The organism is Methanobacterium sp. BAmetb5 (assembly GCF_003491305.1).
Classification (GTDB): domain Archaea; phylum Methanobacteriota; class Methanobacteria; order Methanobacteriales; family Methanobacteriaceae; genus Methanobacterium.
Window position 1 is genome coordinate 445,693 of sequence record NZ_CP022706.1, and the last position, 19,849, is coordinate 465,541.

General features: G+C 42.6%; 16 protein-coding genes. 7 read left to right on the forward strand and 9 right to left on the reverse strand.

What is annotated here, in order from left to right; genetic code table 11:
- Positions 1-25 precede the first annotated feature (25 nt).
- The 3 genes from CIT02_RS02105 to CIT02_RS02115 all read left to right on the forward strand — a co-directional run bounded on the left by CIT02_RS02105 (position 26) and on the right by CIT02_RS02115 (position 2,608).
- Positions 26-1,240: a GMC family oxidoreductase N-terminal domain-containing protein gene (locus CIT02_RS02105; RefSeq protein WP_292613587.1), complete on the forward strand. Its 1,215-nt coding sequence runs from the start codon at positions 26-28 to the stop codon at positions 1,238-1,240.
- 97 nt (positions 1,241-1,337) lie between these two features.
- The gene (locus tag CIT02_RS02110; RefSeq protein WP_292613589.1) at positions 1,338-2,168 is read left to right on the forward strand and encodes a DUF4013 domain-containing protein; all 831 of its coding nucleotides are present in this window, start codon (positions 1,338-1,340) and stop codon (positions 2,166-2,168) included.
- Positions 2,169-2,212: 44 nt separating this feature from the next.
- Complete coding sequence (locus CIT02_RS02115; RefSeq protein ID WP_292613591.1) at positions 2,213-2,608, forward strand: tautomerase family protein; 396 nt, start codon at positions 2,213-2,215, stop codon at positions 2,606-2,608.
- Between the two features lie 271 nt (positions 2,609-2,879).
- On the opposite strand, the gene CIT02_RS02120 is transcribed toward CIT02_RS02115, so the two are convergent.
- The 6 genes from CIT02_RS02120 to thsA all read right to left on the reverse strand — a co-directional run bounded on the left by CIT02_RS02120 (position 2,880) and on the right by thsA (position 11,077).
- Positions 2,880-3,458, reverse strand: a complete 579-nt coding sequence (locus CIT02_RS02120; RefSeq protein WP_292613593.1) for an acetate uptake transporter — start codon at positions 3,456-3,458, stop codon at positions 2,880-2,882.
- An 89-nt stretch (positions 3,459-3,547) separates the two neighbouring features.
- Entirely contained in the window at positions 3,548-5,452 is a 1,905-nt protein-coding gene (gene acs / locus CIT02_RS02125; RefSeq protein ID WP_292613595.1) for an acetate--CoA ligase, read from the reverse strand.
- A 187-nt stretch (positions 5,453-5,639) separates the two neighbouring features.
- Positions 5,640-6,332 (reverse strand): hypothetical protein, encoded by a 693-nt coding sequence (locus tag CIT02_RS02130; RefSeq protein ID WP_292613597.1) that lies wholly within the window; start codon positions 6,330-6,332, stop codon positions 5,640-5,642.
- A gap of 158 nt (positions 6,333-6,490) precedes the next feature.
- On the reverse strand, positions 6,491-8,494 hold the full coding sequence (feoB, locus tag CIT02_RS02135) for a ferrous iron transport protein B (RefSeq protein WP_292613599.1): 2,004 nt from the start codon (positions 8,492-8,494) through the stop codon (positions 6,491-6,493).
- Positions 8,487-9,254, reverse strand: coding sequence for a metal-dependent transcriptional regulator (locus CIT02_RS02140; protein ID WP_292613601.1), 768 nt, complete (start codon positions 9,252-9,254; stop codon positions 8,487-8,489). The genes feoB and CIT02_RS02140 overlap by 8 nt, the downstream gene beginning before the upstream one ends.
- 236 nt (positions 9,255-9,490) lie before the next feature.
- Entirely contained in the window at positions 9,491-11,077 is a 1,587-nt protein-coding gene (thsA, locus tag CIT02_RS02145) for a thermosome subunit alpha (RefSeq protein ID WP_292615002.1), read from the reverse strand.
- A 619-nt stretch (positions 11,078-11,696) separates the two neighbouring features.
- On the opposite strand from thsA, the gene CIT02_RS02150 reads away from it, so the two are divergent.
- Together CIT02_RS02150 and CIT02_RS02155 are read left to right on the forward strand one after the other, a co-directional pair.
- Complete coding sequence (locus CIT02_RS02150) at positions 11,697-13,649, forward strand: cation-translocating P-type ATPase (RefSeq protein ID WP_052660005.1); 1,953 nt, start codon at positions 11,697-11,699, stop codon at positions 13,647-13,649.
- A gap of 216 nt (positions 13,650-13,865) precedes the next feature.
- Complete coding sequence (locus CIT02_RS02155) at positions 13,866-14,078, forward strand: DUF2188 domain-containing protein (protein WP_292613605.1); 213 nt, start codon at positions 13,866-13,868, stop codon at positions 14,076-14,078.
- A gap of 191 nt (positions 14,079-14,269) precedes the next feature.
- Here the strand turns inward: CIT02_RS02155 and CIT02_RS02160 are convergent, their stop codons facing one another.
- From CIT02_RS02160 to CIT02_RS02170, 3 genes are all read right to left on the reverse strand, one after another.
- Complete coding sequence (locus tag CIT02_RS02160; protein WP_292613607.1) at positions 14,270-14,821, reverse strand: RimK/LysX family protein; 552 nt, start codon at positions 14,819-14,821, stop codon at positions 14,270-14,272.
- Between the two features lie 112 nt (positions 14,822-14,933).
- Positions 14,934-16,310, reverse strand: a complete 1,377-nt coding sequence (locus CIT02_RS02165) for a 2,3-diphosphoglycerate synthetase (RefSeq protein ID WP_292613608.1) — start codon at positions 16,308-16,310, stop codon at positions 14,934-14,936.
- 29 nt (positions 16,311-16,339) lie between these two features.
- Positions 16,340-16,663, reverse strand: a complete 324-nt coding sequence (locus tag CIT02_RS02170; RefSeq protein WP_292613610.1) for a UPF0058 family protein — start codon at positions 16,661-16,663, stop codon at positions 16,340-16,342.
- A gap of 255 nt (positions 16,664-16,918) precedes the next feature.
- Between CIT02_RS02170 and hisD the strand changes: the two genes are divergently transcribed.
- Together hisD and aspS are read left to right on the forward strand one after the other, a co-directional pair.
- Entirely contained in the window at positions 16,919-18,202 is a 1,284-nt protein-coding gene (gene hisD, locus CIT02_RS02175; protein WP_292613612.1) for a histidinol dehydrogenase, read from the forward strand.
- Between the two features lie 327 nt (positions 18,203-18,529).
- Positions 18,530-19,849, forward strand: coding sequence for an aspartate--tRNA(Asn) ligase (gene aspS / locus CIT02_RS02180; protein ID WP_292613613.1), 1,320 nt, complete (start codon positions 18,530-18,532; stop codon positions 19,847-19,849).

Below are 19,849 nucleotides of genomic sequence, written 5' to 3' on the forward strand. Positions count from 1 at the left end.
ATTAATTTTAATGTAGTTGATCTTTATGAATAACATAATTGTGGTTGGATCAGGAGCTGGTGGGGCAACTGTTGCCCGGGAACTAGCCATTCAGGGAATGGATGTCACCCTAATTGAGAAGGGTAGCCGTGTTCCCAGTGAAAAGGCATTCCAGTGTTACGACAACCTGGATGTGGGTGTGGAACTTCTTAAAACCACCTGCCTGGGAGGCACCACCCTGGTCACTGCCGGAAATGCAGTTCGAACCTGCCAGCAGGAATTTCAAAAGTTAGGAATTGATCTCTCCTGTGAATTTGAGGAAGTAGAAGCGGAATTGAAGGTAGGTCCACTTCCAGACACTCATTTTGGAGAAGGCACCCTGAAGATCATGGCCGCCTCTGCTTCATTGGGTCTGCCCATGGAGAAAATGCCCAAATTCATTAACTCCACAGAATGCGTACCCTGTGGTAAGTGCGCCTTTGGTTGTCCACGCAATGCCAAGTGGAGTTCCCTGGAATATCTGGCTGAAGCTGAAGATCACGGGACTCATATTGTGGATAACAGTCCCGTAACCCGGATCATAACCCACACAGGGCAGGTTAAAGGTGTGGAGACATTAGACCCTTTAAATGGAGTTAAAAAGGAATACACTGCAAATACAGTTATATTATGTTCCGGGGCAATTGAAACTCCCCGATTATTAGGATCAACTGGTTTATCTGCAGGTGAGCACTTATTTGTGGACACTTTTGTCACGGTAGGTGGTGTACTACCCGGTATTAATTTTTATAAAGAAGTATCCATGAATGGATTGTATAAAAAGGAGAAGGGATTCATACTATCTCCACATTATTCCAGTTTACTGACATCCCAAAACCAGGTAAGAGAAAATGATATACTGGGAATGATGGTTAAAATACCCGATGAATCATCCGGTCGTGTGGATGAGAGTGGTGTGTTCAAACAGAGCACCTCCCAGGATGTGGGTTTAATGGCGGAAGGATGCGCTACTGCCGGGGCCATACTCACCGAGGCCGGAGTTAACCCTGATACTCTGGTTTCCACACCAGCCAGAGGAGCCCATCCCGGTGGCACAGCGGCCGTGGGAGAAGTAGTGGACAAAAACCTGGAAACAGAAATTGAAAACCTGTTCGTGGCTGATGCCAGTGTTTTCCCCCGGGCACCAGGTGCTCCACCAGTCCTCACCATCCTGGCCCTGGCCAAGAGACTGGCTAAACATGTGGTCTCACTTAATCAATGAAATGTTGGATGATAAGTATGCTCTGGTAAAAAGAGTATTATAAAATAAGGAATAAATATAATTTATATCCATTTTATAAATTATTCCGATGATTGTGATGAATATTAAAGAAATTTTAATAGATTCTATTAAATATCCTTTTTTGGATTGGAAGAAAATCCTTATTTTGGGCTTTATAGTTGTAATTTATACAATTCCGCATGATATGGTTCCAATTAATTTACAGAATGGTTTCACTTATCCCTTTTTAATTATTGCTTTATTGATCAATTGTTTTATTACTGGATATTTTTTCAAAATTATTCAATATTCCTTAAAAGATACAAGGGAACTACCTAAATTTAGGAAGTGGGTTAATCTATTTAAAAATGGGTTTAAAGTAACTTGTGTAAGCTTAATATATTCAATCCCGGCAACTTTACCTTTAATAATATTAAACCTACCTTTAATTAATTTTTATTTATATTTACCCGGCTTTATTATCGTTATAATTGGTGCAATAGCACAAATATATTTACAGGGGTATGCCACATGGTTTTTACAGGGGTATGCCACAGATTTTTTTGTTTATATGTTATATTGCTTAATAATCTTCCCTATATCTTTAATAGCAATAGCTAACATGGCCAACAATGATGGTAAATGGAGTTATGCCTTTAAATTTAAAGCAATATTTGATAAAATAAAAAATATAGGATGGATTAAATTTTATTCTTGGTACTTTTTAGCAAGTGTAATTACTTTATTAGTAGTATTAATAGGAATATTTATTATGTTTATATTTTCAATCTTAATTCACAAGTATCTATCCCCAAAATTAATTGACTCATTAATTCTAACCCCTTACATCTACATATTTTTCTCTAGATCATTATCTCTAATTTACAATTCAGGAAAAAAATGGTCTTGTGAAGATAAAAATCTATAAATAATTTGATAATAACTGTAAAATAAGACTTAGAGGCTTATAAAATGTGTCCACAAGTAAAAATAGAAATTCATAAAGGATTTTCCTCAGAATATAAGAAGGCAATTCTGGATGGTGTGCACCAGGCACTGGTGGATGCACTGGGAATCCCGGACAGTGATCGTTTCCAGCGGATATATGAACTGGATAAGGAAGATTTTGAATGTCCACCGGATCGCACCGATGCCGTGACCATGATCCAGATTACAATGTTCCCTGGACGTTCATTTAATGCTAAAAAGAAGCTTTATCAGGCTATTGTGGAGAATTTAGGTGAAAGTCCTGGTATTGATGGGCACGATATTTTGATTATCCTACTGGAACCCCCCATGGATAATTGGGGTATCCGCGGGGGAAAACCAGCCAGTGAAGTGGATTTAGGATTTAAAATAGATGTTTAATGGATTAAATAATTCCATTATTTATTTTTCAATTTATTATCATATTTTGTTGTAGGGATACAACAATATTAGGAAAGTTGTTATGAATTTTATAGATCTTTAAATTTTACAATCTATTTTTCAATTAATTTTCAATTAATTTTCAAGTTTCTAGGTCTGATAAAAAGAAAAAGCTTCCCCCAGTTTAGACCAGAGGAAGTAAACTGTATTTAAATAGCTGGAGGCGGTTAGCTATTCAAATAAATGTGAATTAATTTAGGTGGGTGTGAATTTAGGTGGGCAACACATCCTTTCCATAGGTTTCATTGAGAACCTGGGCCAATCCCACGTATACGGCACTGAAACCGGTGAATATGCCCTCATAACCGGCTATTAAGGTTATGGTAGTGTTTCCAGTTATATCTCCCAGTGCCAGTAGGAAGAACAATATGGCCAGTGACAGGAAGACCACTTGCAATCCGCGGCTTAACTTGAGGGTGCCAATGAACATCACCAGGGTGAAAAGCCCCCACATGAAGAGGTAGGCAGCCAGGGATAGTTTATCCGGTGCAGTGGCCAGTCCCATCTTGGGGAGTACCAGGAGAAGGACGAAACTCCACCAGAATAGGCCGTAGGACCCGAAGGCTACAGTGCCAAAGGTGTTTCCCTTTTTGTATTCCATGGCACAGGCCATTATCTGGGCGATTCCCCCGTAGGCTATTCCCATAGCCAGGATCATACTGTTGAGGGGGATGAAACCGGCGTTATGTATGTTCAGTAACACGGTGGTTAAACCAAACCCCAACAGTCCCAGTGGTGCTGGATTTGCAGTTAGATCTTTTATTAAGACAGATTTTTTGTCATCTTCCATATTATCACACCCCTTAGGGCAAATTTATTCAAATCATCTCCTTTTTTGGAATTATGAATTTTTTATGGCTTCTGAAAAACTGGGAGGCATTATTCTTCCAGGGTGGAAGTGTCTCCCAGATCTTCACCCCTTTCCTGGGCCCGTAGGATACGGCGCATTATCTTACCACTACGTGTTTTGGGTAGTTTGTCCACCTGGACAATCTCTCCCAGTACAGCTACTGGCCCCAGTTCGTAGCGGACGTGCTTTTTAAGGTCCTCTATGAGCTGGGTCTTGAGTTCGTATCCTTCGCGGAGGATGATGAAGGCCTTGATTACTTCCCCCTTAATGGGGTCAGATTTACCAATGACTGCAGCTTCGGCTACTGCCGGGTGTCCTACGAAGGCTGATTCAACTTCCGCTGAACCTATACGGTGGCCGGCAATTTTCAAAACATCATCACTGCGTCCCTGTATCCAGAAGTATCCATCCTCATCTTTGCGGGCCATATCACCGGCCTTGTAGATGTATCCGGGGAAGGCATTCCAGTAAACATCTTTAAACCGTTCTTCATCCTTGTACAGGGTGCGGAACATGGAGGGCCATGGTTTTTTAATGACCAGGTATCCTCCTTTGCCTATTGGTACAGGGTTGCCCTCTTCGTCCACCACATCGGCATCTATTCCAGGGAAGGGACGGGTTGCTGATCCTGGTTTCAGGGAGGCGGCAGGTAAGGGTGATATAAGGTGCATTCCAGTCTCAGTTTGCCACCAGGTGTCCATTATGGGACAGTTTTCTTTACCCACATTTTTGTAGTACCACATCCAGGCCTCGGGGTTTATGGGTTCCCCCACTGTTCCCAGGATGCGCAGGGATTCTAGGTTGTAAAGATTGGTGTATCTTGTTCCAAATCTCATAAGGTGTCTGATTGCTGTAGGAGCTGTGTAGAATTTGGTTACCCCGTATTTTTCCACGATCTTCCACCACACCCCCGGGTCAGGGTAATCCGGTGCTCCCTCGTAGACCACGGTGGTGGCACCCAGTAGCAGTGGTCCGTAGATAACGTAGCTGTGTCCGGTGATCCATCCGATGTCCCCGGTGCACCACCAGAGGTCGTTTTCGTGTATATCGAATATGTCACGGAGGGTGGTGGCCACTCCCACCATGTATCCGGCAGTGGTGTGCATTACTCCTTTGGGTTTCCCGGTACTTCCGGAGGTATATAATATAAAGAGGGGGTCTTCGGAATCCATCCATTCTGGTTCGCAGTAGGCAGGTTCACCATCGACCAGTCTTTCGTAGAAGATTTCCCTTCCTGATAGTTCTGATATCTGGATGGGTTTTCCAGTGTGGTTTACCACCACTATGGTTTCAATGGTGGGGCATTGCAGTATTGCTTCATCAGCTATGGCTTTAAGGTCGATGATTTTACCCCTTCGGTAGGTACCATCGGCAGTAAAGAGTACTTTGGCCTTGGCATCGTTCATACGCTCCACAAATGCACCGACACTGAGTCCAGAGTATACTACACTGTGGACTGCTCCGATCTTGTTGCAGGCCAGTATGGATATTAATAGCTCGGGGCACATGGGGAGGTACATGGAAACTGTGTCTCCTTTTTGCACTCCCAGGTTTTTGAGGGCATTGGCCAGTTTGTTCACCTGTACATATAACTCGTAGAAGGTGATTTTTTTCTCTTCTCCACGTTCGTTGATGTAGAGGATTGCCACCTGGTTTCGTTTTTCCGTTTCAATCCATCGGTCCACGGCATTGTAGGCCAGGTTAATTTTACCCCCTACAAACCACTGGTAGAATGGTTTATTACTTTCATCCAGGACCTGGTCCCATTTCTGGAACCATTCGAATTGTTCGGCCTTTTCTGCCCAGTATTTTTCCAGGTCTTTACCCTTTTCAATTTCTTTTTCCCAATTTTTCACATGGGCTCTATTTAGAATCTCTTCTTTTGGTTCGAAAACCCTTCTTTCATCCAGAAGGACTGCTGTATCCCGTACCATTTTCATCCGCCCTTTAGTTAGATATTCCATTTTTTAATGAATGTAACTACTAAGTTACTCTAACTATATATATATTACTATTATTAATCATTATAAATTATGATTAATCATTATAAATTGATTTTTGGTAAAAAAAAGAAGGTGAAACTCAACATAATAGACGAGTTTACCTTAAATATTCCCTAAATTAGGTGTAATCCAGTTCACCTTCATTATAAAGTTGCTGTAACTCCGTGGCATGACCCAATTCAAAATTACGGTAGGGATTATTCATATGAGGGAAGATCATCCCATTTAATGTGTACAGATAGGCGGGGACCATCCCATAGGTTTTCTGCAGGACGTGGAAGTACAGGGGGAATCCGCATCCCTGGATTAGAACCGCATTACCCTGACGGGCATTACCATGCCAGGCTATAGGGAGAGGTCCAGTCTGGTTGTGTTCTTTAGCCAGGGTGTATACATGGTTCATAGCCTCATCATAGGTGTCAAAAACGATACCATCCGACTTGTACTTGTATCGATCGTCAGGAGCTCCAAATAATGCTAATTTAATGGAATCCCAATAATTGGTAGGGTCCGCTGCTCCGGTACCCTGGGTGTCAATGAGACCCAGTTCAATTATAAACACATCACCGTCCTGATAGCTACGGTAGTTGGAACTTCCGGCAAAGTGACAGATCAAGGCACAATTGGAATTTTTCTCCTTGGCATATTGAACCAGAAGTTCTGAATGAGTATGCCCCGGATAAAAATCAGGATTTCCTACTTTAACGAATGAAATTCTACCTAAAGGAGATAGAGGGCCACTGGATACAGTGACCACAGAATAACCTACAATCACCACCAGAATGGCAATTGCAATTAATGACCATTTCATTTTTTTATCACCTAATTTAGATTAAAAGCATCTTGACACTAAACTCATATTTTTTGGTACAACAATTTTTGATACTAATTTTTTTTCTTTATTTTTAGTGAACTACTAAACTTACTTCCATACCAAATAAATAACTTGCTATGGAAAAAAGAAGAACATCAAAGGATGAATGACAGCAAATGGGCTGCTATTCCTCCTACTATAAATGCGGTTATTAAATTGGCGGCAGAGATAACACTGGCCGCTTTCAAGCCAAATTCCCGTATTAATATGCTAATGGTGGAAAGACAAGGTATGTACAACATTCCTATTAACGCCAGTACAATAAACTGGACCGGAGTCAGTGCCAGGGATAGATCTGTCCCTACAAATGACACCAGAGTTAAGAGAACGAATTCTTTACGGACTACCCCAACAATCAAGAGTATTCCTGCAAAGGAAGGTAGTAAAAGCCATCCCACTGTTAATGGTGCCATAAAATTACTTATAGGCCCCAGTATGCCCAGCACGTATAATACCTGAATCAACGCACTTCCGGCGATGAAAACTGGGAACACCAGATAGATCAAGGATTTTGTTCGGTTCCAGGTTTGTTTAAGAATGGTGGATGTGGATGGCAGCCTCAGGGCATGCATCTCCATGATCAAACCCGTGGACTCACCAGGCATGGCCTTGAGAGCCAGTTTTCCCATTATAAATATTATGATTATATCCAGAACATAAAGGGCTAGAGCCCACCATATGCTGACAAAGATGGCCACCAGGCTCAGTATGATTATGGTTCTGGCCGAGCAGGGGGCAAATGTTATGGCAAATGCGGCCAGTAATCTTTCCCTCCTGGTCTCCAGAATTTTAGTACTGTCAATGGCCGGGACACTGCAACCGTATCCCAGTACCAGGGGTATCAGCGCCTTACCATGCAAACCAATTTTTTGCATAAAACTGTCCATCATAAAGGCCACCCTGGTGAGGAGACCAGAATTCTCTATATAGGAAAGCAGAATGTAGAAGGGGATGACAAAGGGCACGATCAACGTGACCCCTGCTACAAATCCTCCAAAGGCCCCGTTCCATAGAACCGCAATTACTGGACCAGATAGGGCGGCATCCACTGGTTGGAAGAAACTCATTGCTTCGGTGATGATCTCGGATAGGAAGTTTCCCAGAACAAATGTCCAGATTAAAAGACCAAGTATCACCAGTGCCGAGGTGAAATATCCAAATAGGGGATGTATAAGAATTTTGTCCAGTTTTTCAGATAGTGTAGGTTTATATTTATCCTGTTTTTGAGCTCCGGCTGCGATCCTACTGGCCAGGGCATAACGTTCCGAGGCAATTATGGAAAATGAAGGTTCATCATGGATTTTCTCCAGTTCAAGGGCGAGGTAGGTGGAGTACTGGATTGCGCGTTCTGATGCTGATTCAACTTGTTTATTAATTTCAGGGTCATTTTCTAAAAGTTTAATGGCTACCCATCTATTGGAATATCCCAGGTCAAGGCCCTCTTTATCCAGGAATTCTTCCAGTTGTTTAACTACCCTTTCCACTTCACCGCCATATTCAACCGGGACTTCCACTACTTTCCTGGCTTGAGCAACGTCAATGGCCTTTTCTACCAGTTTTTGTAATCCCTCACCATGTATGGCTACCGTGGGAACCACTGGCACACCTAGGGCTCTTTCCAATTTTTCAGTGTCAATGTGAAATCCCTTCTGCCGGGCAATGTCCATCTGGTTAACACAAACCACCAGAGGGACTCCCATTTCCATTAGTTGCAGGGTGAAAAAAAGGTTTCTCTCCAGTACTGAACCATCAAGGACATTGATAACCACCTCTGGTTTTTCGTGGGCAATGTATTCCCTGGAAACGATTTCTTCCATGGAAAATGTGGAAAAAGAGTATATTCCCGGTAAATCGATTATATGGAATTTTTGACCATTATAGTGGAAAGTTCCCTCAGCAAGATCCACTGTTTTCCCCGGCCAGTTCCCCACTACCTGTTCTGAACCCGTTAAATTGTTAAAAATAACACTTTTACCCACATTGGCATTTCCGGCCAGGGCTATGGTAATATCCGCTGGTTCAATTTTTAATTCCGGGGTTCCAGATGAAATGTTCTTTTCGTATTCTGATTTTTCAATGCATTCCGGAAGTTTAACCATATGATAGGGCTCCTTTAGATGGGACTGTGTCTTCTCTGATTATCTCTACAAAAACGTTTTTAGCGATATCTCTTCCCAGTGCAAGGTTAGATCCTCGTACCAATAATTCCACTGGCCCTTTAAATGGAGCAACTTCCAGGACGGATATATGGGCACCCATGGTTATTCCCATGTCCATCAGTCGGCGTATGACTTTATAATCTCCCCGGATAAATGTTACTTTACCTTTTTCATTTTTTTCCATATCTGTAATGGAGACCAGGTTCTTATCACGTTTTCCAACCTGGTTAACTTCTTCCTGCCGGCGTTTACGGCATTCATCACAGGTTTCAAACTGGAAGTCACACACTGGTATCAGTTCTTCATCATCCGGGCATTCATCCGGGTTTTCCAGGAGCTGGCATAATGCTCTTTCCGCGTCGTCTGAAAGCACGTGTTCCATTTCACAGGCCTGGTCATGGACTTTATCCTTTTTTATTTTAAGCACATCGTGGAGGAATCTCTCCAGAAGTCTGTGCTTTCTGGTGATCTTGGAGGCAATTTTATATCCTTCCTCAGTAAGGGTGACACCCTTATAAGGTGAATAATCAACGTAACCCTCTTTTTGTAATTTTTTTATCATCTGGGTTACACTGGCCGGTGATACATTTAGCATGGTAGATATCTTGGTAGTTTTAACTGGTCGTTCCTTTAAAGATAGTTTATAGAGAACTTCCATGTATTCCTCGGCATTTTCACTTAAACTATTTCCAGAAGACATTTAGGTACACCTAAATAAAGTTTTAGTTTAATACTATATAAAAGTTAGGGGAACCTAATAAGATATACAACCTACTAAATTTTTAAAACAAATAATAAACATTATTTTCTTGTTTAAATTATAATTAACTCTTATATTAATCAAAAATTAGATATGAATGTTTTAATATTTGAAAAACAATTTAATTTCCTGAATTTTAAAAAAATAGAAAAAATGGGGGAGGTAAGTCGGAAGACTTACATCATTGGTGGCATTCCACCAGGCATTCCACCCATATCACCCATATCTGGTTCACCAGAGCCAGATGAGGCGATCATATCGTCGATACGCAGGATCATTTCTGCTGCTTCGGCAGCTGACTGGATAGCCTGTTTTTTAACCCGTTTAGGTTCAATGACGTGGGCTTCTTTCATGTCTACCACATCACGCTGGAATACATCCAGTCCCATGTAGAAACTCTGTTCCTGGGCGGCTCGCATGTCCACCAGGGCATCGATCTGGTCTATACCTGCATTTTCAGCCAGGGTTTTAGGGACGATTTCCAGGGCTTCGGCGAAAGCAGCAATTGCTAACTGTTCACGGCCACTGATGGTGTCGGCGTAGTCCCGGAGTCCTTTGGCCAGAGCTACTTCTGGGGCCCCACCACCAGCTACTACCTGACCATCTTCCACGGTTGCAGAAACTACTCCGATAGCGTCTTCTACTGCTCTTTCGACTTCTTCAGCTACGTGTCGGGTACTACCTCGGAGGATGATGGATACTGCCTTAGGATCATCACATTCTTCCACAAAGGTGAGTATTTCATCGAAGATCTTCTTCTCGTAGACGTGGCCGGCGTGTCCCAGATCTTCTGGGGAGAGCTCGTTAATGTTGGTTACCAGGCGTGCTCCAGTGGCTTTGGCCATACGTTCCATATCGGATTTTCTTACCCGTTTGAGGGCCGTGATTCCTTCTCTGGCGAGTAGGTGCTGTGCCAGATCGTCTATTCCTTTCTGACAGAATATAACATTGGCACCGCTTTCCACGACCTTGTCCACCATGTCCTTTACCATCTGTTCTTCCTGGTCTAAGAAGGCCTGCATCTGGGCCGGGTCAGTGAGTTTGATTTTGGCGTCAGTTTCCAGGTCTTTGACTTCTATTGGGTATTTTAGAAGTGCTATTTTGGCGTTTTCTAGGTTTTTAGGCATGGCATTGGTTGCCCTGCTTTTGTCGATAACCACTCCATTGACGATCTGGGAATCGTGGACTGTTGCACCCTGTATTCTCTGGATGTTAATGTGGTCGGTGTCCACTTCACCGTCTTCTGCCACCTGGAGTACGGCATCTACTACCAGTTCAGCCAGTGGTCCTCGTGCTTTTTCGGTTCCTTTACCAGTCATGGCAGTCATGGCCACCATGCAGAGGGTTTCACGGTCACTAGCATCAATAGCTATCTGGTTTAAGAGTTCTTGCGATTTTGCTGCAGCTTTTCGGTATCCCATCACCAGGGTGGTGGGGTGTATCTCCTGGTCCAGGAGGTCTTCTGCCTTTTTGAGGAGTTCTCCAGCAATGATGACTGCAGTGGTGGTTCCGTCTCCCACTTCGTCTTCCTGGGTTTTGGCTACTTCCACCAGCATTTTAGCGGCAGGATGCTCGATGTCCATTTCTTTGAGGATGGTTACTCCGTCATTGGTAACCACAATGTCACCTAAACCATCCACGAGCATTTTATCCATTCCTCGTGGGCCTAAAGTTGTTCTAACGGTTTCAGCCAGTACTTTTCCGGCCATAATGTTCATTCTCTGAGCGTCCCTTCCTAATACTCTGGAAGAGCCTTCAGGCATTATAATAATAGGTTGTCCTTGTCCTTGTCCACCTAATTGTGCCACATTATCATCTCCGTTTTTCTCAATTGGTAATTTATCAGTGGGTTAGAGGTTATATAAATATGTTGCGGAAGCAGGTTATTTAAAGATTCATCAGTACTGACCGTTTTATATAATACTCCTTTTCCCCGGATTGAAAATTAGTAAGGTCACATCTTTTTTTAACCAGAAAATTATTACTCATGTACCTGGATTTTCAGATCAAATAAACAGTTTAGGATACTTGAATTTATTTCAAAAATGGTTTAATAAACTGAATTGATCCCAAAGGTCAATCCAACTTTATTATTAATCCAAAAAGCTTTATATAACCTTTAAATACTTTAATAATCATTTTTATAGTGTTAAAAAGTTCAAAAAGAATTATAGTAATACTTTAGCCAGTATACAAACAGGGTTATTCTTTTTGATTGGGAAACATTTCCCTGCAAAAAAGATTCCAAACAGGGAATAATTGACAATTCTCCAGTCAATGATCATTAAACCGCAAATGGAACATTAAATCAAAACACAATGAGTTATTAAAAAAGTTAGTGTTTTCAGGGAATTATTAATAAAATATAAAAAAGGTGCTTTGATGCCAAATATAGATATTAAAAATAATATTAGCTTTAATAAATTTAAAACGGATAGTGAATATCGTTCCATAGTTTTAACAATTATTTCCGCAGTTTTTTTATTAATCAGCTGGTCCGGTATCTTAAAAAATGTAATACCATTTGACGTGGCCCTGGTGAGCGTGGTAATCAGTGGAACTCCCATTCTTTTGGAGGCAGTTAAGGGACTTATCACCTCTTTTGATCTCAAAGCAAATGTACTGGTGAGTATAGCATTGATTGCCTCTCTGTTAATTGGGGAATATTTTGCAGCTGCAGAAATTGCCGTTATCATGACGATTGGTGAGATACTGGAGGACCGAACAGTTCGAAAAGCCCGGGAAAGTGTAAAAAAACTTTTAGAGCTAACACCCCCTATGGCCCGCATTAAGACACCCGACGGAGAGAGGGAAATACCAGTGGAGGATCTGGCCATGGGTGACATTCTTCTGGTAAAACCAGGAGAATCCATCCCAGTTGATGGAATTATTATAAAGGGACATACCTCCATTGACCAGTCCATACTGACTGGGGAATCCATGCCGGTTGATAAAAAAATAGGGGATGAAGTATTTATAGGCACTCTGAATCAGTTGGGCGTCATTGAAGTAGAGGCTACTAAAGTGGGGGAAGATACATCCCTGGCCAAACTCATACGCCTGGTACGTGATTCTGAAGATAAAAAAGCACCGGTGGTTAGATTAACTGACCGGGTGGCCACTGTAATTGTCCCCCTGGCAGTTGCCGCCTCCCTGATAACCTACTTCTTAACCCAGGACATCATACGCTTGGTAACTATATTAGTGGTGTTTTGTCCCTGTGCACTGGTACTGGCCACTCCCACGGCAATTATGGCCGGTATTGGTAATGCATCACGTAAGGGAATCCTGATTAAAAGTGGGGAAGCACTGGAAACTGTGGGTAAGGTGGATGTTATTGCCTTCGATAAAACCGGTACCATAACCTACGGTAAACCCGAAGTAGCTGAAGTTATGTCATTAAGTGATGAGTACACTCCTGAAGAGATTTTGAGTATATCTGCAATGGCAGAAAAATTCTCAGAACATCCCATTGGTCAAGCTGTACTCCATAAAGCAGAAAATGAATTATTATCAGTAGATGACCCTCAAAAGTTCAGGGTAGAACTAGGCCAGGGTGTCGAGGCCGATATAGATAATCAGCAGGTTCTGGTTGGAAATAGAAAACTCATGGATAACAACCTAGTCCTTATAACTCCGGAAATGATTGATATAATGAAATTTCAGGAAAATAGGGGTAAAACTGTTCTGCTGGTGGCCATTGAACAATCAATAATTGGAATTATAACTGTAGCAGATAGGATCAAAGGAGAGTCCAGAGAAATAGTAGAGGAACTTAAAGAAATAGGTATTAAGGAGGTTTTCCTGTTAACCGGTGATAACCAGGTTACGGCATCATCTATAGCACGGGATATCGGAGTAGATAGGGTCTATTCCCAGCAACTTCCCGAGGATAAGGTCCGGGTAATTGAAGAACAGCTACAGCAAAACCGGAAGGTGGGTATGATTGGTGATGGGATCAACGATGCTCCGGCCCTGGCCCGGTCCAATGTGGGTGTGGCCATGGGTGCCCTGGGCTCTGATGTGGCTATTGAAACCGCCGATGTAGCCTTGATGTCCGATGATATAAGTAAAATACCAGAACTCATCCATCTCTCCCGTAAAGTCCGGGGCACCATTAACGTGAACATAGTGGTACCCATCCTCATCAATTTCACGGCCATTGTCCTGGCTGCCTTTGGTATCATTGGCCCGGTGGCTGGTGCTCTGATTCACAACCTGGGATCGGTTCTGGTGGTGGGTAATTCTTCCCGGCTCATCAATTATCGCCGCAATAAAACTTCTAAAAAATCAAAAATTATCGTTAAAAATGCGGAATCTGTATCCCCGCCTTGATTTTAGGCATTTTTTAATTATTTTTCCTTTTTTTTATCTTCCTAAAAATTAAATCCTATTGAAAAAACATTAAAACTATGTGAAAATTAAGTCAGTGTATTTTTAGCTTAAAATAATTGATTTAAGTTGTTATAATTTTAAGATAGGTATTTAAAGATTATAATACATATCTAAGGCCGAGTAAGATTAATTATCCATAATCCAAGAGGTGAAAAGATGGCTGCTAATCTCCATGTGATGACTGGTAGAAAGGGGGGTTGGGATGTTAAAAGGGATGGTGCGGTGAAGGCATCGGGACATTTTGACACCAAAAAAGAAGCAATTGAATTCGCCGAGGAAGAAGGTAAACGATATAATGTGGAAGTTTTCATCCACAGTGAAAATGGTAAAATAGAAAAACGGGAAAGCTTCGGTAAGAACCTCTATTAAGATAGATCTACTGGCTAACCAATTTTTTTTTATTTTCCTTAATACCCTATTTTTTTAAATTAAGAATTTTCACTTATCTAGCATCACTAATCCCTGTCTAGCATTCACTTAATTTACTATTTATCCTCCTAATCACAATAGCTAAAAAAAAGTAGCTAAAAAAAAGTATCCCTAAATTTTAACCATAATGTTCAACCCTGCACTCGATACTTAAATTCCCATATGAATTTCCCGGTATGCTCACAACCAGCCAGATGTTCCATCTCGTGGGAGACACCGTAGGCCGCAGACCCTTCAAAGGTCAGGGGTCCCTTGATTCTTTCTAGATGTATTTCCATGGCTGCGGGGTTGAGTTCCGCCAGTATGATATCTTCAGCATCCAGTTTCACCCGGAAAGGTCTTTCAACCAGTTCACGTTCATTTTTAGTACCACATTTCTCCAGACGCAACACTTTACCTTCCGTGGAGATTAAAATTGGATTTACAAATAGGGTTACCCTTTCCAGAGTATAACATTCCTCTTTGACCTCGTTGTAACGGGTTATTTTCTCTTTCACGGCCATGGCTTCCAGTTCACTGGTTTTAAAACTCCAGTCTCCACCAAATTTAAGGGAAAATAGTACAGGTATGAAGGCATCCGGTTTGATCTGGAGGTCCTTTATGGCTTTGTTCTCCGCGAAGTTGAAAGAAAGCTGTTTTTTGAGTTTATCATAATCTAACTGAGTATAATCTGTAGATTCCACCTGATCACCCACCGGGTCTTAGGATTCCATATTTTTAAAAATATCTCTAAAAAAAGGCTAAATAAAATGAAAATAAAACAGGAAAAAATCATTCCTGCCTTCAAGAATGCTTTTATTTATTACTGTGGTCAGCTATGGCTTGGTCCACCACTTCCAGGATAGCGGGATCCAGGTTATCTTCCTCCCGGATTACCAGTGGTATGTTGTCACAGTACACCACTTCCAGACCGGCCTGAAGTGCATCTTTGGTGGCCACGTCTACTGCCGCCGCCTTCAACTCGGTTAACATGACATCAACCTGGTCAATGTATTTTTCAATGTCCTTCTGGAGTAATGGCCGATTAGACAGGTAGGGCGTGGTTCCCACCACTGTGCAGCCATATTCTTCTTCCAGGTGTTTTATAAGAACATTTTTAACTGAATCCGGGGCGGTGGTAGCGAATAAGACACGTTTACCCTCCACTGATTCCAGGGGTTTGGGCCTGAACACCGTGGGTATAACCGTGGCTTGGGGATTAATTCCCTCTATAAATTTCTGGATACGTTCCACCTTCCCGGGACTGGCCATTGGCTCTTCACACATGGTTATAACCACCAGGTCAGCCATTTTAATACGGTAGGGGCCGAAGAATCTCTCAATGTTGATTATAGGCTGGTTGGCACCTACCAGTACAATGTGCCGGTCAGTTTTAATGGGTGGTATGGCTGCTCCACTTCCCTCCATTATCACAAATTCAGAATCAACTTCGTTGGCCATCTGGGCGCCCTGTTTCATGTTGGTGATGAACACCTGCCCCACCATTCCTCCACCGCAACGGCGGCATCCAATGGTGAGTATTCGACTCATCAGGGCATCTTCCCAGTGGTCACTGGCAGCGTGGACTCCCTTATCGGATTGTTCCATTAGGTACTGGGGTGTGATTTTGATCTCATCTCCCCGGACGATCTCCGGTTCCTCCGGACCTCCACGCCCCATGGCCACCACACAGGGATTGTAGTTTTCCATGTGGATTAAACGGGCAGCGTAAGCGGACACTGCGGTTTTACCGATTCGTTTACCAGTTCCCAGAATTTTAAGGGATGGTTTGGTGAGGACGTCGTATTCATCCAGGGGTTGGAATGAAAAGTCCGGCCCCTCGTAGAGTATTCCCTGCTCCAGTACCATAGAAGCTATCTTGAAACGTTTAGAATAATCAACAACGGGTTCATCAGAAAGATCCATAACCACATCGGCCTGGTGTTCCACGGCTACTTCCACAATAAGATCATAGGGAATTTTATGATGATCAGGACCAAAATAAACTTTAACTCCCAGTTTCTTACCAATGGATTCTGGTGTGGCATCTCTAAGTTTTTCTGTGCCTCCAATGAATACCGCGGCAACCACTTCGTTGTGTTCAATGTTATCAAGAGTATTTAATGCGGATTTAGTAACCGGAAGATAGTGTTCACCATCAATCAAGCATACCATCTTTAATAAGGTACTCATTTCAATATCACCAGCCAGGGGGTGTTTTTTTACATTTCAATTTTTTGGATGGCTAAGGCATCATCGTTCTGGAATCGTATGAGTTCTTTCCGCGACCGTTTTACTAATTCTGAGAGTCCATTGGAAATGTTAGAAGAAGTTCCTCCGTTGTTGGCAGCAATGATCTCAGAAATAGAATTTGATAATACAAAAATAGCATATTTATGTTCGGCTTTGGTGCGGTGTATGTGATGTGGGCTGATGTTAAGGCACAAGTAATCCTTACATTCATCTTTCACCTCATACTCATGGTCCAGATGCTTTAAAACGTATACCAAGAATTGGTGTAACTGTATAAGCTCATCTTTGTACATATCTACCAGACACCTACAATTAAGTAATTTAAATTCCATCAACAGGCATATATAAATTTGTCCCCAAAGCTATACCCAGAAAAAACCATAAGCATAAGGTATAAAGTTTGAAAGTGCTGGGCACAGTGGGTAAATTAATGTTTACCCATGGTTACAAATAAAGGTTTTGACTGATCCATAATACAATAACAATAATCCACGACAACCTGTTTAAAAACTTGGTCTTGGTTAATAAAATTGATGCTTGGTTAAAAAATGAAAATTATAAAAACAGATGACGGAACTATGGAAAAATTCTTACAGAGATCAGAGTTAGACTCCAGTTCTATTGTCAACATTGTAGAGGACATTGTAAGCAATGTTAGGGATAATGGGGATAAGGCACTCCACCATTACACTGAAAAATTTGATAAAGTTGACCTTAAGGATTTTCTCATTGAAGAAGAGGATTTAAAGAGGAGTATCCAGAAAATTGACTCCCAGCTTATGGTTAGTCTTAAAAAAGCGGCATCCAACATTGAAAAATTTCACCAGTCCCAGTTACCCCAGGAATGGTCCCTGGAAGTGGATGAAGGCATAACTGCCGGTCAGATCGTCCGTCCACTGGAAAGGGTGGGTTGTTACATACCGGGAGGAAGGGCAATTTATCCGTCAAGTATTTTAATGACAGTTATCCCGGCAAAGGTTGCAGGGGTGGAGGAAATTATATGTTGCACACCTCCTGGTCCGGATGGAACGGTACCGGACATGGTTCTGGCGGCAGCATACCTTGCTGGTGCCGACAAGGTGTACCGGGTTGGAGGGGCACAGGCCATTGCGGCCATGGCCTACGGAACTGAAACCATTCCTGCGGTGAATAAAATTGTGGGACCAGGGAACATCTTTGTCACCGCTGCCAAAAAAATGGTATACGGACAGGTAGATATTGATTTTCCTGCCGGACCCTCCGAAGTCCTCATAATAGCCGATGAAACTGGTAATCCCGAGTACATTGCACTGGATCTCCTGGCCCAGGCAGAACACGACCCCCAGGCTGCCTCAGTACTGGTTACCACGTCCATGGAACTGGCCGCTGCCGTGAAGGACCAGGTAGAGGAAGAGCTGCCCCTTATGAAAAGGGAAGAGATCATCACTGAATCACTGCAAAAAAACGGTAAAATCATTGTGGTCAATACAATAGAGGATGCCATCCGGTTTTCCAATGAATACGCGCCGGAACACTTGATAATAGCAACCCACAATCCAGAAGAAGTGGTTGAAGATATTAAAAATGCAGGTAGCATATTCCTGGGAAATTTAACCCCAGTGGCTGCCGGTGATTATGGTTCGGGCACCAACCACGTCCTGCCCACCTCATTCTGTGCCAGGATGTACTCTGGCCTTTCCACGGAATCCTTCCTGAAGAAGCCAACTGTCCAGAGGTTATCTGAAGAAGGTTTAAACAACCTGAAAGATGTGGTTATTCCCCTGGCAGAATACGAAGGCCTTTATGCACACGCTGAATCATTTAAAAAGCGTCTGGATGGAATAAAAAAATGACCTGGTGCTGACATATTATATTGGTAGAGCAGGGAGTATACCTTAAACTAATATATTATATAGCATGCCAGTGACTAGTTTAATAGAAATAAGTATATTCCACATGGAACACTAAAGGTATAATTGGATAAAATTAATCAAATATGAATTGAATTAAAAAAATCATCATTTTTGTCAGTGCTGAATTTATTATCACAGCTTTAAAAATTCAATACTGGTATTGATGCAATTTTTTGCATCTAAAATTTGAATTTGAGCTTAAAAAGCTATTTTAGATGTTCACACACCAATTTGTATCCCTATTACATTAAATTGAGGTGAATTAAATTGACAGATTCATTAGGAGACTGGAAAAGAACACATTACTCACAGGAACTTGACGAAGATATGGACGGCGAAACAGTGACTCTCATGGGCTGGGTTCATGAGATCCGTGACTTGGGCGGTATTATCTTCGTACTCTTACGGGACCGGAACGGTATAACCCAGATAACCGCTCCCAGCAAAAAGATCACCCCCGAACTAATGGAAGAAATAAGAAAATTCAAAAAAGAGTCAGTTATCGCGGTTAAAGGAACCATTCAAGGGTCACCTAAAGCACCGGGTGGTGTGGAAGTCATACCAGAAGAAGTTAAGGTCCTGAATGAATCCAAACAGCCATTACCACTGGATCCCACTGAAAAGGTGCGGGCTGAAATTGACACCCGGCTGGATTCCCGTTACCTTGATCTGAGAAAACACAGTATCAGTGCCATATTCAAAATAAAAAGCACAATGCTGCACTCAGTCCGTATTTTCCTGGAAGAAAAGGGTTTCATGGAAGTCAACACCCCCAAACTGGTGGGATCCGCCACTGAAGGTGGAACCGAACTCTTCCCCATAACCTACTTCGAAAGGGAAGCCTTCCTGGGTCAGAGCCCCCAACTCTACAAACAGATGATGATGGCCACTGGACTGGATAAGGTCTTTGAAATTGCCCCTATCTTCCGGGCTGAAGAACACGATACCCTGAGACACCTCAACGAGGTAATATCCATTGATGCCGAGCTGGCCTTTGCTGACCAGGAAGAAGCCATGGAGCTCCTGGAGAAACTGGTGCACCATGCCATTAAAGAAGTGAAGGAAAACTGCCAGGCTGAACTGGAAGATCTGGGAGTTGAACTGGAAGTACCTGAACTGCCCTTCCCCCGCCTGGAATACGATGAAGTCATAGACATAGTTAATTCCAAAGGTGTGCAACTTCAGCACGGCGAAGACCTCTCTCGTGCAGCTGAAAAGGCATTAGGCGAAGTTATGGAGGGTTATTACTTCATAAACAACTGGCCCAGTGAAATCAAACCATTCTATGTCCAGCCCCATGAAGATGAACCGGAAAAAAGCTATGCTTTCGACCTGATGTACCGGGATCTGGAAATATCCTCGGGGGCAACCAGGGTGCACCAGCACGACATCCTGGTGAAACAGATAAAGAGTAAAGGACTGAACCCTGACTCTTTCCAGCGCTATCTAGCAGCATTCGAGTACGGAATGCCACCACACGCCGGATGGGGACTGGGAGCAGAAAGGTTCACCATGTGCATCACCGGAATGAAAAACATCCGGGAAACCGTGCTCTTCCCCAGGGACAGGAGAAGGTTGACTCCTTAA